The following is a 15,234-nucleotide window of genomic DNA, read 5'->3' as shown; positions in this document are numbered from 1 at the left end:
GTAACTTAATGAACTATCGATCCTTTATTTCTCATTCCAGAAGTCATAAAACTTCCGCGCAGTTTCGTGGGCGTCTGCTTTATAAGTACCATTATCGATCTTTTCCTTCAGCTGCCTGATTTTCTCCTGCCGCTCCAGTGAAACCTGAGATGACTGCTGCATTTTTTTCGCGTCAGATGAAATTTGCACCTCATCACGCTTGTTTGGATGTCCAGCCTGCTGTTGCTGGCTCACACCCTGCTGCTTCCTGTACGCATTTACAGAATGCATTGGATTAATTTTCATCGCGCAGTACCTCCTTTTTATTAAAAAGTTAATATAACGGGACCCGGTCCCAATATAGTTTATATCTCTTTTTATATTATCATAACGCCCATAACATCAACGGTTTCACACCCTCCAACCGCATATCTACCTTATATATCGGCACTCTTGCTGCAATGTTTAACCCCTTTTGCATAATGCTTTCTTACTTTCTATTTATGTCATAGTGACAGTTGCGTTAGGGCAACATCGCTGGAACCCTGGGTATATAAAGATTTTGTGTTTTCAGGAAGCTAAAAACCCCCTTGCGTCATAGTGGCACATGTCATAGTGACAGTTGGGGGCGGGCAACTTCCAACCCACATTACACCAAACAAATTAAATTATGGAAAATTCAAACTTTTTCATACAAAAAAGAAGGATTCTTGGTGGATTATGTGGAAAATCTACTCTTAGTTTCACTTAGAACTTAAGAGATTGGAGGGATAGTTATTGAGAAATCGTAAAAGAATCTGGGTTCCTCACTTATTTCACCATGTATCAAACCGCGGAAACAGGAAGGAGCCCATTTTCAGAAATGTGAGTGACTATTTATTTTTCCTCGACCTTCTCCAGCGCGCCCATAAGCTTTATTCCATCGAAATATGCGCATATTGCCTCATGGGTAACCATTACCACCTGCAACTTCGCTCGAAACATGCCTCTCTTTCCGCCGTAATGGCATTCATCAACAAAAAATACGCAGACCATTTTAACAAAAAATATAATCTTACCGGCCATTTGTTCGAAAGAAAGTTTTTCTCAAAGCCCGCTTACGACCATCGCAGCAACCTCAACCTGAGCCGATACATCCACCAAAATCCTGTGAAAGCAGATATTGTGAGACATCCGGAAGACTACCGCTGGAGCAGTTATTCCTTTTTCCTCACAGGGGAAGAAACACCCCTTCCTCCGTACATGAACATCTCTCCCCTGCTTTACCATTTTCCAGGCACTTCTTTAGAGCAGAAACAAAGCTATATTGAATGGGCACGATTTTAAAGCCACGACGCTCACATCCTGCTTCAAAACAAAAAGCCCTTACACCTTATTAAAAGTGTAAAAGCTTTTTCTGTCCGCTATGACTTTCCTTTCCGGGGCGCCCTGACTCCCAAAACCAAAAGTCTCACCTACTTCTGAAGCCTGTCATTCAGCGAATGGTATGTCTGGATTTTCTTTTTCTCCCGTGCTGCTTTCCTGTTTTCAAAAGCGTTGTTTCTTTCTAGTTGTTCCAAAGTTGAGCGTATGTTGTGACCACAGTCCTGACAAAGCCTTCCTTCGCGGATCAATGTTCCGCATTTTTCACAAGGGTAACCTAGCTTCGGAAACTGTGCGAGCTGAATCCGTCCTTCTCTTATGAACTTGACAATCTCGTCCTTAGCCACACCTGTTGCTTCCTCCGTCTCCTCTATTGTTGCTGTCCGGTTCTCACGCCGCCGGATAAATGTATAAACTCTTTCAAACCGTTCTTCCACTGCCTGATGGCATTCCTGGCAGACGGATCTTATTCCCTTTACAAATAAACTGCCGCAAACAGGACAATTGCTTAAGCTGCCCACTACTGATTCCCCCTTAAACCTTCCGTTATAATTTTAATAACGGCAGAAGAGGGACATTTTTTAAGGGACTATTCAATTGTTTTTTCCGTTCCTTTGTCTGAAACCCTCTCATCCTCCCTCTCGCCTGTTGCCCGTGCGACTGTTACTGCAAAAATACAAGCCGCCCCTGCTTTATAAAGCTCCGCTCCCGCACTGCGCAATGTAGCTCCAGTGGTGTAAATATCGTCCACTATTAAAATCGATTTCCCTATGAGGTTCACCTTCGCCCCATTCTCCGAAAGAGTAAACACTCCTTTTAATGCAGCGAGCCTTTCCTCACGGGAGCGCTTGCTCTGTTTTTCACCTGCAGCAGCACCAGGTCGTTGTAGAAGATTAACCGGGAAAAAAGGTTCGGCCAGCAGCTCTCCCTGATTAAAAGCTCTTTCCCACTGCCGTTTTTCATCTAATGGAATTGTAGTGACAATATCAAACTTTCCCAGTGTCCGGGCGAGTTTCACCACATCCTCTGAAAAAATCCGGGCAAGCTCACTATCGCCACGGTATTTAAATTGCGCAAGAACCTCCTGCATAAATGGATTATAGGAATACAGGGACTGGTGGATAAATGGCTTGGTGTCCCATGGTTCCTCCTTCGCCCACCGTTCACAGTCATAACACCTGAGCAATTTTCCGTTACTTTTTCCGGCATCACTCCTGGTTACCCCCGAAGAAGGCGGTCGGCCGCAAATATGGCAGACCACCTCTGTAATCCGATCCATTTTACTGCTGCATTTTCCGCATACGGAGGTTCTTTCCTCGATCCCCAATGCCCATCGCCAGCCTACGGGAGTGTCAAACCTCTCCAGACAGATGAGGCACAAATTTTGATTCCCTAAAAATTCATTCGTCCAGCGGCTCATTTTTTCCAGCCTCCCCGTGGTTTTCTAACCCCTCATACAAAACTTCCTTTTCCCCCAGCTCGTTCATTTCCCTGATGTGCCTGATTGCTTTAAGCATTTCCTGTGTCTTACCGTGATGGAAATAGACCACACTGCCATCTGGCTCCTCAGGACTCCTCCCTGCTCTCCCGGCAATCTGAACGAGCGCCGATTCGGTAAAAATATCGTCGTCAGCTCCAAACACAGCAACCTGTACTCCTTTCACTGTAACTCCCCGCTCCAAAATGGTTGTCGTGACAAGGATTCGGGTATTTCCCTCACGGAATCTCCTCACCTTTTCTCGGCGTCTTTCATCTGTAGAGTGAACAGACTCCGTTTCCACATCAAATTGCTCGATAATTATTTTTTCCACTGGCACAAGCATGGAGACTTTCGGGACAAACAGGAAAATTTGTTTTTTTGCCTCAAGGTGGGTACGGAGCCAGCGGAGCAGAGGACGGGGAAGACGATTCTTTTCCAAAAGCTTGTTCCATTGGCCAGCCCAGACAGGTACCGGCACTGGCAGTGGATGGCCGTGAAATCTTCGAGCCACTTTCACATTGCCGATAGTTCCTTCTGAAGCCTGCTTTTTCATTTTTTCATCAGGTGTTGCTGTCACATAAACGGTAATGCTCCTGTCCTGCCCAGCCTGCCTCACTGCATAGCGAAGCTTTTCATCCACGGTGTACGGAAATGCATCCACTTCATCGATGATCACCAGGTCAAAAGCTTTATAGTAGCGGAGGAGCTGGTGGGTCGTGCTGATCGTAAGCTCTCCTTGCGAAAACCGGTCTTCTCCTCCACCGTATAAAGCTTTCACTGCTGTTCCCGGGAATGCTGCTTTGAACCGGGGCTCCAGCTCGAGCACAACATCTGTTCTCGGTGTGGCAATCAGCACGTTCAGTCCCCCCTTCAGCGCCTTCTCAATACTGTGGAAAAGCATTTCAGTTTTCCCGGCACCACATACCGCCCATATCATGAAGGTGTCACGTACATTTGACCCGTTAAGAAATGCAGTCAAAAATTTCATGAGTTTTTGAGAGGCCATGGCCTGAAATGGAGAAAGCTGGCCGGTCCACTTTAAATTGAATTGAGGTTGCGGGTCGCCCTCTTGGATTGGTGCACCTTTATCAGGTACCCAGCTGAATAGCGGAGTACAGCCAGCCACCCGCCCCATCATGATGCAGTTTCGGCAGTACAGACATTCTTTTTTACAGCGAAAGCACTGGAAGCTGCCGAATAATTCTTTGTCATCATTACTACATCGCTGGCACTGACAGCTCCTTCCCTTTCTGACTAGCCCCGGGTGGAAATGGACGAAACCATTTCTTATATGCTCATATATTTCTTCTATTGCGAATGGAAGTTCATCAAGGAGCAGCCGCCTGCCACGTAAATATTCTTCTATTTTTTTGTTGGGTGTGATTTCTGGATTTTTGGGTGGAAAATAAAAGTTGGTTTTCTTTTCGATGATGTCAATCAGAGGGTATGGACGCGGAAGCTGGTGGAGTTCAGATTCCAGGGTAGGTTTGGGAGCGCTGGACATTTGTTCTTCATTCTGGGCGTGAAGACAGGAAGGTATTTCAGGTATGAGCCATATGTTTTTGTCACTGTCATCAGGGACTAGGTTAGGAGCTGGGACGGGAAACTGGGAAGTCGGGAAAGTATACGGAATCAGGTGTTGGAGATTGGCAAATTCCTTTTCCGGCATGTTGTTCAGTACACTTAAAGCAAATGGATAGAACCGCAATTGAATCACCTCTTTATTCATTTGTCAGGTATATAGCGATATGTTTGAGCTGGCGGTATAACGGAGTTAATTAAAAGAATTGCTATCTTTGGGGATGTATCTGCGGGAAGGTTTCCCAAGCATATTTGAGGAATGTTACGAATAAAGCGGGGTACGTGCAGAATATAATGGAGCGGGCATCCTAAAGGGGGACGAGCGCTCAATTTCATAGAGTTTCTAATGTTGAAGTCACGAATGCACCTGATTCTGGAACTCACGAGCACTTCTCCTGCTTTCGAAGTCACGAATACACCTGATTCTGGAACTCGCAAGCACCTCTCCTGCTATCGAAGTCACGAATGCACCTGATTCTGGAACTCGCAAGCACCTCTCTTGCTATCGAAGTCACGAATGCACCTGATTCTGGAACTCATGAGCACTTTTCCTGCTATAGAAGTCACGAATGCACCCCATTCTGGAATTCATGAGCACCTCTCCTATCAACGAAGGCACGAATGCACCTGATTCTGGAATTCACGAGCACCTCTCCTGCTATCGAAGTCACGAACATACCTGATTCTGGAATTCGAAAGCACTTTTCCTATCAACGAAGTCACGAATGCACCCCATTCGTGACTTCAAAGCAAACACTTCCTCCACAGTGACCTCCGCAGCAGTATAAAAAGCTCAATTAACCTTTTCCCCTTTTAATGCACCCAGCCGATTCCCATGCTGCCTTCACCGAGGTGAGTGCCGATAACCGGGCCGAAATAGCTCACAATTACGTTCGCATTGCTGTATTTGGCACGCAGTTCTTCAGCAAGCTGCTCAGCTTTTTCCGGACGGTTTGCATGGATGACGGTAATATCAATCGGTGTGCCTTTTTTCGCGTCTTCATCAAGGAGGCCCAGAATAAGATTCATCGCCTTTTTCTCCGTACGCACCTTCTCATACGGAACAATCACTTTGTTTTCAAAGTGCAGAACAGGCTTAATTTTCAGCAGGCTCCCTACGAATAGCTGGGCACCGTTCAGCCGGCCGCCGCGATGGAGATGGCTCAGATCGTCTGCCATAAAATAGGCCCGTGTATTCTTCTTCATTTTTTCAAGTGTATCAAGGATTTCAGCGCTTGAGCGCCCTTCCCCGGCAAGCTTCGCTGCTTTCAGCACAAAAAATCCCTGAACCATACAGCTGATTTCCGAATCAAAAATATGTACTTTAATTTCTTCTTCAACCATCTGTGCGGCACTGAAGGCCGTTTCGTACGTTCCGCTGATTCCGCTGGAAAGAGTGATAACAATGATTTCATCGTGATCCTTTGCCAGCTCCTTGTATTTCTCCTCAAACAGCCCGATCGCCGGCTGAGAAGTTTTCGGCAGCTGTTCTTTCGATTTCATTTCCACATAAAACTGCTCGGTCGTAATATCCTTCTCTTCTTTATATGCTTCTTCTCCGAACACTACGTTAAGCGGCACCATGGAAATATTGTTTTCAATTCTTACTTCTTTCGGGATATAAGCTGTGCTGTCGGTAATGATCGCTATTTTACTCATCTTACTTTCACTTCTTCCTTAATAATTTAGTCAGCTCGGAAGTGCCGGGCACCTTTTCGCATTTCTGACTCTTTATTTCATTAACTAACAGGGAACACACCCAAGAGATCTCAGGAAAAATCTATTTAGTAGTTTTCTTCACGGGGAAGCTTTTTACCTGTTTTCCCTGCAAAATAAAGTTAATAATAATACCCTGTTTTCTTTCCCTTTAAACTATAGTAGCAAGCAATGATCATAAATGTCTATTTTTTGACGTAACTTCTCTAAATAAGAAAGATTGTATTTATTCCGTATAGTCACAAAGAATGGGAGTGAAATAAAGAATTGAAGTAAAAGTGGAAGAACAGCCGGCCGGAAAAATATAATCATATATCTCTCCGAACCAGCTGTTGCATGAGGATCGCAATTGAAAAACAGTTAGTTCACTTTCACCCAGCCGTTTTTGATTGCTTCAACGACTGCCTGGGTGCGGTCATTCATATTCATTTTCTGCAGAATATTACTTACATGGTTTTTAACCGTTTTTTCACTGATATATAATGCTTCTCCGATGGCACGGTTGCTCTTTCCGTCTGTCATCAGCTGGAGAACTTCGCATTCCCGGCGCGTCAGTAAATGGAGCGGACGGCGGTATTCCACTTCACGGAAGCCGATTTCTGTTTCTGGTTTGTCATCGCTTGCCAGTCTACGGTACTCATTAATCAGGTTATGGGTGACCTTCGGATGAATATAAGCTCCGCCTTCTCCCACTACTTTTACTGCTTCTATTAAGGCATCCGTATCCATTTCCTTAAGCAGGTAGCCGGAAGCTCCTGTCTTAAGCACATGCGTAACGTATGACTCATCGTCATGAATGGAGAGAATGAGCACTTTAATATTCGGAAATTTTTCTACGAGATTTTTAGTAGCCTCCACCCCGTTAATATTCGGCATATTAATATCCATCAGAACAACATCCGGGTTGTGCGCTCTTACAAGGTCTATTACTACATCCCCATCACTGCCTTCCGCGACTACCTCCATGGAGGACTCCATATTCAGTATACGCTTGACTCCTTCACGAAACAGCTGGTGGTCATCGACTAAAACTATTTTGATCTGCTTCTCTCTATCCATATTTTTCTCCTCCTCCAGGTTATTGCTTCCTGCCATTTTTATCTGCGTGCTTTTTATTGTTTGAAATGTTATCCCGATAGCCTTATGATGCTGGCTCTACCGGAATCTGGACCATGACTAATGTCCCTTTTCCTTGTTTAGAATCGATGCTTAGTTTCCCTTCAAGCATATTTATCCGTTCCCTCATACCCAGGAGGCCAAACGAACCTTCTTTTTTTACAGAAGTGTCAAAGCCTTTCCCATTATCTTTAATCACTACTGTTGCGAGCGACGGTTTCAGCTCAATCTTGATTTGAACTTCCGTTGCCTTCGCATGTTTATGCACATTCTGCACAGATTCCTGGATCAGGCGGAATAAGGCAACTTCCTGATCCGCCTGCAGTCTCCTCGGTTTCCCCAGGTATGAGAATTGAATGTCAAAATCATAATGCTCTTTAATATGCTTTATATATTTTTCCAGAGCAGGTATGAGGCCAAGATCATCGAGAGCCATTGGACGGAGATCGTAGATGATTCTTCTGACTTCTGCCAGAGAATCCTTCACCATCTTCTTCAGGTCTCTGATTTCCTTCAGCGCTTCCTCCACACCCTGCTGCTCATAAACCCGTTCCACCAGCTCAGAACGAAGCATTACATTAGCCATCATCTGTGCCGGACCATCATGGATTTCCCGGGAAAGGCGTTTACGCTCCTCTTCCTGAGCCTCGATAATTTTCAGACCGAGCTTTTGCATTTCAACCGCATCAGCAACCATTTCAGATACCTGCTGCAAATCTCCCGTCAGGAAATTCACGACCACAGTGATCTGGCCGACAAGGGTCTCTGCTCTTTCCACCGTATCCTTCAGCCTCATGAGCCTTCGCTCTATATTATCCCGGCGCTCTCGGAGCTGCTTTTCCTCCTGTCTCAGAATCGCAAGCTTTACCTGGTAATCATTTGCCTGTTCATAAGCAACGCGCACATCCTCGTCACTATAGTCAGCAAAATGCTTACTCACTTCAGCAAGCCTGTTCCTCGCGAACCTTGAGTGGAGTTCTGTCTGCTCCGTTTTCCTGATTACTTCAATTACCTTGTCCTGAATTTGCTTTAACTCGTTTTTTAACTGCTCATATTCACTCCGGGAGTCTTCGCCGATTTCAAATATTTTCTCCCGGCTGTCTCCTACTGCTTCCAGCATCCTTCCGAGTATCTCTTCGATTGTTAATGGTGTAGCCATGTGACTCCCCGCTTTCAAGCTGAAAAAATTGGATGAAGAAGTAAGAAGAAGAGGAAAATCTAAGCCAAATTCCTCAAAATTCAAATACCGCCAAATGTCCCGCTTTCAGGCATAAAAATGATAGCCGGAAAATACAGGAATCCTTCGTACAATAATTTTCCCCTCGTTGGGATACCCGGTCATTCAGCCTGATAATTAAGGCTTTTCCCTTTATGCTATTCTTCCTATACTGTTATATCTCGTGTAAAACAGCAGTTTTTTGGGGGCATTTTGGTTCATTTTTTCATTTTACTACATATTCAGATAAAAAAGACCTTAGAACTATGCTTGTGCCTTCTTTTTTTGGATTACAGTACAATAGTCTGTTGTAAAATACTAATCCCTTGTATTTATCCGGTCGCTTATTTAATATTTTATCAGGCATCTATAGGGAAAAGTGAGTAAAAAACATAATGAAATAATAATTTAATATAAAAGATATATATTACCTCCCGACTTTTTCCCGGTTTTTACCACCTCAAAACTAATGTAATCCGCCCGTAATTTAAATACCTGCCGTTAATTAATAATTAGCTTTGCCAGGCTGGAATTATTATTGCAAACCTGCAAAATTCTCCTCCTATACAGGACTTTTATCCCTGTTGATAGTGGATGATGTTCATTTTACATTATAAGGTAATTTATTAGGACTTTTATTTTCCGAACTGGCTGTGAAAAAAACTGTTGTTTTTGGAGTACAGGTTTTTATCTGGGGGAGTTCTAATGTATGTATAAATACGTATTCGTACAAAACGAGATAGTTTTGAGCTCAATACCGGGAAACATCCCGGCGGCGTCGCTGCTTGACAACGCTCTCCGGTTCACCTTAACCTGAATGTAAAGATGAACTTTTCCGAGAAAAAACGAAAAGGGCTACGTCCCTCCGTTCCTAAAACTAATTCAATTTCAGAACTGTTTGATTCAAGTGCGGTTCTAAATGAACTGAAAGGCAGAGAAATTATTATGCTTACATCTTATTTTACTGTAAAAGGCTACGGTGAAAACGAGATCTCCATCCAGCGTTCCCGCTTCATCACCTATGTGGACAGGGTAACGACAGAAGAAGAGGCTCAGGCCTTTATTGAAAAAATAAAAAAACAGCACTGGAATGCAAATCACAACTGTTCCGCTTACATGATTGGAGAGAATAACCATATACAGAAAGCAAACGACGACGGGGAGCCATCCGGTACAGCTGGCGTCCCGATTCTTGAGGTGCTTAAACAACGTGACCTGAAAGACACCGTTGTCGTTGTTACACGTTATTTTGGTGGTATAAAACTTGGAGCCGGCGGGCTTATCCGCGCTTACAGCTCCGCTGCTTCTGAAGGCATTAATGCAGCCGGCACAGTAGAACGCCGCCTTGCACAAGTCTACAGAAGCACTATGGACTACCATTTTCTTGGCAAAGTGGAAAATGAACTGAGGGCCTCCCCTTATCTCATTAAACAAATCGATTACCTGGATCAGGTACAAGTAGAAACATTTGTTGATTCCGGACAAGAAGGGGCATTCGAGGAGTTTATGACCAACCTTACAAACGGACAGGTGCAGCTGGAAAAAACAGAGTTTACCTATCTCGAAGAAGAAATCAAATGAACCAGGATCCGAAAACCCGCTGAAATCAAGCAATTTAAGGAAATAACGGAATGAGGATCCTTAAGAAACACAGCACAACTAGATCTCCAAGAGAAACAGTTTAATTGAACAAAATAATTTAACAAGCAGAACGCCTGGATCATAAAATCCAGGCGTTTGTTTATTTTCTTTTGTTATTTATGAGAACTGCTTCCTGCAGACTGCCTGTACCACTTTAGTACAGCTCCCTGCAGGTTGTTTTCGTTCAGGAGAGATCAGCCGTTTAGCCCTCCCGGCTGTATAAAGGTAAGTTTTACACCGCCGCAAGCCTGTAACTTTCCTTCATTTATTTCCATCACCTTCCCGGCAAGATGGAGATAGTAGTTGAACTCACTATCAGTGAAGTACAAAGTCTCATCCATTTCTGGCTGATTAATTATTACATAAAAATGGTGGTCATTTGTATGAAATGTAATAGTAATTACATTATGGCTCTTCGCAAAATCGATCCATTTTTTTATCAGAAGCTGCAGGACAGTCCTAAGATGATGTGCGTCAACCTGTACAAGAACGTCTTCCTCACCTGCAATCTTCCAGTCCAGATGAGGGATAAATTCAGGAGTCTGCTCTTCTGTTTTTTCCTTAATATATGCTAAAAGCTGCCCCGCCGTATGCCACTTTGGTGCAGGCTTTCCCGGGTAATTCATATACATGAAGTCATTAACGAAATTTTTGCTTTTATTTACTTCATTCTGTGCGAGCTCTAACAGGCCAGTATCAATACCTGCGGAAACCCGCTCATCCTTAATCATTTGTAGAATACCATATACAGGTGTCAATGCGTTTAATACTTCATGAGCGTATCTCAGGCTCAACTGCTGCACCAGTTCTTCTGTAGCCGTACCCCAGTTCTGGCCCCCGGCCCCAAAGGAATCGGGTTCCGTATGAGTATCTACAGCGCACACCCATCCTTGCTCTTCTTCCTCATTGCCGCTAATAATAGCTTCGATTTTAAGCTTTATAATCTGGCCATCCCTGTATAATTCCCTTTCAATAACCCCTGTCTTCTCATGTTTTTCAGTGCTGAGGAAAAAAGGAGCGAGCGCAGAATTAAAAATGTTATCCCCTTGCTGTATCGAACCGATCTTGCTGAATATTTCACGGCCTTTCTCGTTCAGGAAACGTACTGTCCCTTTTTTATCTACAAGAAACAGGCCTTCACTACATCTATTAACTTTTTTGTTAACCAGACTGAACGCTGAAATCGCATCAATCCCCATATTTGCTCCCACCCTTCCCCCATCCACTAACAGCCGATGCAGGTATATATTTTCGCTAATTGCGCTTTTTTGACAAATTACTTCAACAGCCGCAATCGAAACGCAGTTCATAATACCTATCATAAACTGGCTAATTGTGTGAAAACTTCATATGCTTTCGCGGCGGAAAAACAGGTATATTGCTTCTTCAGCAGGCAGTCAAACAAATAAGTTAATTGTTCTTTCCTAATTCTTCAAGTTATAAATATAGTACAAAACCGCTTGTAAAAAAGCAAACACATTTTCGGAAAAGTCGAATTATTTTGAGTGCATTACGCTACTCCTGTAGTATTATGTAAGTTTTTGTTGGAAAAACACGAGATTGGGAAGCTAATTTGGGGAGTTTCTCCCGTTTTGCAGGAAGTTTTCTAAGGCTTAAGCCACACATAATCTACCTGGACTTTGCAATTCTTTTCCACCCGGACAGCTTGCGACCATACAAAAAAACCAGAAAGCATCACTTGCTTCCTGGTTCCCTGCTGTTCTAGTTATTAAAGTAATTATTGATTGCTATTAACAGTTCATCTGCGATTTTGTCCTGCTGTGTCCTGAGTATGTTGAGATCGCCCGGGTTCGTCATAAAGCCCGTTTCCAGAAGAACAGAAGGCATACGCGTATACCTTATAACCTCAAAGTTAGAAGTTTTTACACCACGGTTATGGAGGTTTACACCATTGACCATTCTGTTTTGGACAGCTTCGGCCAGCTTTTTGCTGTTTGCCCCCTGAAACTGAGTATTATAGTAGGTTTCAACGCCTCTTGCAGCTGAACTGACAAATGAATTCCCATGAATACTGATAAAGATATCTGCCCCGGAATTATTTGCACGCGCTGTACGCTCTCCCAATGATAAAAAGACATCAGTAGTCCTCGTAGTTACCACCCTTGCTCCGGCAGCTTCCAGCCTTGATTTCAGTTTATTAGATATACCGAGAGCGATATTACTTTCGTACACACCGCTTACTACAGCCCCGGGGTCCCTGCCGCCGTGTCCAGGATCGAGAAATATAGTCTTTCCTGAGAGATTAATATTCCCTGTTCCTGAACTGCTGCTTCCCTGACTCTGGCTGCTCGTATTTATATAAGAACTATGAACATAACCCCAGCCGTTTCCAGCTTTGATTTTGTACCAATCGCCGGAACTACCATATAAATCCACTCTGGCTCCGCTGCTAAGGAAGCTTACAATCCGGGATGAGGTGGATGCACTTTCTCTGACATTCAGGCGGCTTGCAGTTACTGTCCCGCTCCCTGTAACCTGCTCAGAAGCGCCGGAAGAGCTGCCGCCGGATGTCTGGCTGACCCGCACATAATCACTGTGAATATAACCCCATTGGTTATTTACTCTCACCTTATGCCATTGGCCGGACCTCTCATATAAATCTACTTTTGTGCCCTGGTTAAGACTGGCGATTATCCTGGAACCAGTGCTTGCACTGGCTCTTACATTCAGCCGGGAGGCAGTGATCGTGCCGCTGCCCGTTACCTCACTGTTGCTGCCCGCGGAGCTTCCTGATCCGGATGAGCTTCCGCCGGACTGGCTTACCTGGACATAATCCTGGTGGATGTAACCCCAGCCATTATTCACTTTAATTTGATGCCATTGACCTGATTTACCATATAAATCAACTTTTGTACCCTGGTTTAAGCTGCTTACGATACGGGCGCTTGTACTAGCGCTTGCCCTGACATTAAGTCTCGAAGCAGTAATCGTCCCACTTCCTGTTACCTGGCTGCTTCCGCTGCCCGCGGAACTTCCTGATCCGGAAGAATTTCCTCCCGAAGACTGCGTTACCTGTACGTAATCTCCGTGTATGTATCCCCAGCCATTAGACAGTTTAACCTTGTACCACTGTCCTGACCTTTCATATAAATCCACCTGCTGGCCGCTATTCAGAGTGCCAACGATTCGTGCACCAGTACTTGCGCTTGCCCTGACATTAAGTCTCGAAGCAGTAATCTTTCCGGTGCCGGTAATCTGGGAACCTGAAGATGCGGAGCTCTGCACCCTCACATAGTCGCCGTGAATATATCCCCAACGGTTATTTACCCTGATTTTATACCAGCTTCCTGTTCTTTCATGGAGTTCCACGGTTGCTCCTCTTGATAAGCTTCCAATTATCCGTGAATTAGTGCCAGGCTGCTCTCTTACATTCAGGGAACTTGCTGTTATTTCCCCCCGTTCGCCGCTGTTTGCGAGCACGGGCTGTACGTGCTGTCCGGCAGCGATTGCTAAAGATAAGAATAATAATCCAATGATGGCTGCAGTTAATAGTTTTTTATTCAAATGTCCCAACCCCTCCTCCATTCTCTTATTATCCGAAACTCAGAAAATACTTCCAGATTGTATCAAGCAATGTTGCGAGGCCAAAGAAAAAAACGCCTATACAGGCAACACTTAACGGTGAGCCCCACGAAATATCCTTCATGCTGTCTTCCTCCTGTAAATCTTCATTATTAAAATTAAAATAAAAGTTGGCAAATCATCCCTTATGAAACAGGAATTTCCTTCATTGCACTTATACTATCATCCAAATTTTCATCTGCGCCTTGACTGCTTCCTTGCTTAAATTCTTATAATGATAAAAATACCATAATCTTCTTTGTAAATAAATACTACTTTTCCTCAAAATTTCTGTTTTTTTGCAGAAAATATGTTTTTACTGCCGAGAGACTAAAGAAAAAAAGTTTTTTAGTTTATTTCTGCCAGCAGGAGGGAAGACAATACTGTTTAAGCTTAAAATTCTGTTTACTGTCTAACTGAATGGTGGTAAAATGTTATAATGACTCAGGTTTTTGTAACTATTAATCTTCAATTCTCGTCAAACTAATCAGGCAATTAACATTCTATAAAAATAGAGGAGTGTCTAAAATTGGCACAATTACGTACAGAGCTTAAAAGGACAAAGAAGAAATCGCCATTTAAACGATTTTTAAAGATAACGATGCTTACTTTTCTCGGCCTGTTTATACTCGCCGGCGGTGCAGTAGCCTACCTTTACTATTCGATGGCCAATGTAACTTCCAGCGCACAGCATGAACTGGACCGGGGCGACCGCTCAGAACTGAGGGAAGAAGCTGTTAACCCAACTTCTGATCCTATATCTATTCTATTTCTCGGACTGGACAGCAGAGACGGTGACTTAAGCGGAAGAACAGACGCCATGGTACTTGCAACCTTCAACCCGGATGAGAAATCTATTAAGATGCTCAACATTCCCCGGGACTCACTGGTGGATATTGCAGGCAGAGGCACAAGGGATAAAATAAACCACGCTCACGCATTCGGCGGTCTGGATATGACAGTATCCACAGTGGAAAACCTGCTTAACATCCCTGTTGATTACTTCGTTTCCCTGAACTTCGATGCTTTTATGCAAATCATCGATGAACTTGGCGGAATAGAAGTAGATGTGCAGTCAGGATTCACTGAAAAAGATAATGCTACTTACGGCACAATTGTTTTAGAAGAGGGAGTTCAGACACTAAACGGTGAAGAAGCTCTCGCATATGTAAGAATGAGAAAATCGGACCCAAGGGGTGATCTTGGCCGGGGAGACAGGCAGAAAGAAGTTATTGAAGCAATCATTAGAAAATCAGCAAACTTTAGTTCTATCACAAAGTTCGGCCCGATAATGGACAGTCTGGAAAACAACCTGCATACAAACCTTTCCTTCAACAGTATTCTTGGAATGCATACGTACGCTGGTGAACTTGACAATATCGACCATATTTCTTTTAACGGTGAGAACCACACCGAAAATGGTGTTTATTATTACAGACTTTACGATGAATCTGTAGCTGAAATTTCCCAGCGATTCAGATGGCACCTGGAAATTGATCCAAAGCCTGCAGAAACAGAGGCAGGCAGTGAAGAAGAAACAAATACTGATATGTAAGAATTC

The 15,234-nt window shown here is 43.9% G+C and carries 12 protein-coding genes; 3 read left to right on the top strand and 9 right to left on the bottom strand.

Annotated elements, in window-relative coordinates:
* Positions 1-24: 24 nt before the first annotated feature.
* Complete coding sequence (gene flgM, locus BK582_RS08550) at positions 25-285, bottom strand: flagellar biosynthesis anti-sigma factor FlgM (protein ID WP_078594275.1); 261 nt, start codon at positions 283-285, stop codon at positions 25-27.
* 471 nt (positions 286-756) lie between these two features.
* Between flgM and BK582_RS08545 the strand changes: the two genes are divergently transcribed.
* Complete coding sequence (locus tag BK582_RS08545) at positions 757-1,305, top strand: transposase (RefSeq protein ID WP_078594273.1); 549 nt, start codon at positions 757-759, stop codon at positions 1,303-1,305.
* 128 nt (positions 1,306-1,433) lie between these two features.
* Here the strand turns inward: BK582_RS08545 and BK582_RS08540 are convergent, their stop codons facing one another.
* From BK582_RS08540 to BK582_RS08515, 6 genes are all read right to left on the bottom strand, one after another.
* Complete coding sequence (locus BK582_RS08540) at positions 1,434-1,862, bottom strand: TIGR03826 family flagellar region protein (protein ID WP_078594271.1); 429 nt, start codon at positions 1,860-1,862, stop codon at positions 1,434-1,436.
* A gap of 68 nt (positions 1,863-1,930) precedes the next feature.
* Positions 1,931-2,761 carry a ComF family protein gene (locus BK582_RS08535; protein WP_078594269.1) on the bottom strand — a complete coding sequence of 277 codons (831 nt, stop codon included), beginning with the start codon at positions 2,759-2,761 and terminating at the stop codon, positions 1,931-1,933.
* Complete coding sequence (locus BK582_RS08530; protein WP_244895368.1) at positions 2,742-4,550, bottom strand: ATP-dependent helicase ComFA; 1,809 nt, start codon at positions 4,548-4,550, stop codon at positions 2,742-2,744. The genes BK582_RS08535 and BK582_RS08530 overlap by 20 nt, the downstream gene beginning before the upstream one ends.
* A gap of 665 nt (positions 4,551-5,215) precedes the next feature.
* The gene (locus tag BK582_RS08525) at positions 5,216-6,061 is read right to left on the bottom strand and encodes a DegV family protein (protein ID WP_078594267.1); all 846 of its coding nucleotides are present in this window, start codon (positions 6,059-6,061) and stop codon (positions 5,216-5,218) included.
* A 417-nt stretch (positions 6,062-6,478) separates the two neighbouring features.
* Positions 6,479-7,177 carry a response regulator transcription factor gene (locus BK582_RS08520; protein ID WP_078594265.1) on the bottom strand — a complete coding sequence of 233 codons (699 nt, stop codon included), beginning with the start codon at positions 7,175-7,177 and terminating at the stop codon, positions 6,479-6,481.
* A gap of 82 nt (positions 7,178-7,259) precedes the next feature.
* Entirely contained in the window at positions 7,260-8,393 is a 1,134-nt protein-coding gene (locus tag BK582_RS08515) for a sensor histidine kinase (protein WP_078594263.1), read from the bottom strand.
* Between the two features lie 1,002 nt (positions 8,394-9,395).
* Here BK582_RS08515 and BK582_RS08510 point away from each other — a divergent pair.
* Entirely contained in the window at positions 9,396-10,031 is a 636-nt protein-coding gene (locus tag BK582_RS08510; protein WP_078597903.1) for a YigZ family protein, read from the top strand.
* Positions 10,032-10,285: 254 nt separating this feature from the next.
* Here BK582_RS08510 and BK582_RS08505 read toward each other — a convergent pair whose 3' ends face one another.
* Together BK582_RS08505 and BK582_RS08500 are read right to left on the bottom strand one after the other, a co-directional pair.
* Positions 10,286-11,413 (bottom strand): hypothetical protein, encoded by a 1,128-nt coding sequence (locus BK582_RS08505; RefSeq protein ID WP_218190716.1) that lies wholly within the window; start codon positions 11,411-11,413, stop codon positions 10,286-10,288.
* 400 nt (positions 11,414-11,813) lie between these two features.
* Positions 11,814-13,616: an N-acetylmuramoyl-L-alanine amidase family protein gene (locus BK582_RS08500; RefSeq protein WP_169910909.1), complete on the bottom strand. Its 1,803-nt coding sequence runs from the start codon at positions 13,614-13,616 to the stop codon at positions 11,814-11,816.
* Between the two features lie 586 nt (positions 13,617-14,202).
* On the opposite strand from BK582_RS08500, the gene BK582_RS08495 reads away from it, so the two are divergent.
* Positions 14,203-15,228 (top strand): LCP family glycopolymer transferase, encoded by a 1,026-nt coding sequence (locus tag BK582_RS08495; protein WP_078594257.1) that lies wholly within the window; start codon positions 14,203-14,205, stop codon positions 15,226-15,228.
* The last annotated feature ends 6 nt before the right edge of the window (positions 15,229-15,234 follow it).

The sequence above is a fragment of the Evansella clarkii genome (genome assembly GCF_002019695.1).
Classification (GTDB): Bacteria; Bacillota; Bacilli; order Bacillales; family Salisediminibacteriaceae; genus Evansella; species Evansella clarkii.
This window is presented reverse-complemented; position numbering and strand designations above follow the sequence as displayed.

Excerpts from the sequence above, each read along its gene's own strand:
- flgM (WP_078594275.1), bottom strand. The coding sequence starts at position 285 with ATGAAAATTAATCCAATGCATTCTGTAAATGCGTACAGGAAGCAGCAG.
- BK582_RS08535 (WP_078594269.1), bottom strand. The coding sequence starts at position 2,761 with ATGAGCCGCTGGACGAATGAATTTTTAGGGAATCAAAATTTGTGCCTC.
- BK582_RS08530 (WP_244895368.1), bottom strand. The coding sequence starts at position 4,550 with ATGAATAAAGAGGTGATTCAATTGCGGTTCTATCCATTTGCTTTAAGT.
- BK582_RS08525 (WP_078594267.1), bottom strand. The coding sequence starts at position 6,061 with ATGAGTAAAATAGCGATCATTACCGACAGCACAGCTTATATCCCGAAA.
- BK582_RS08520 (WP_078594265.1), bottom strand. The coding sequence starts at position 7,177 with ATGGATAGAGAGAAGCAGATCAAAATAGTTTTAGTCGATGACCACCAG.
- BK582_RS08515 (WP_078594263.1), bottom strand. The coding sequence starts at position 8,393 with ATGGCTACACCATTAACAATCGAAGAGATACTCGGAAGGATGCTGGAA.
- BK582_RS08510 (WP_078597903.1), top strand. The coding sequence starts at position 9,396 with ATGCTTACATCTTATTTTACTGTAAAAGGCTACGGTGAAAACGAGATC.
- BK582_RS08505 (WP_218190716.1), bottom strand. The coding sequence starts at position 11,413 with ATGATAGGTATTATGAACTGCGTTTCGATTGCGGCTGTTGAAGTAATT.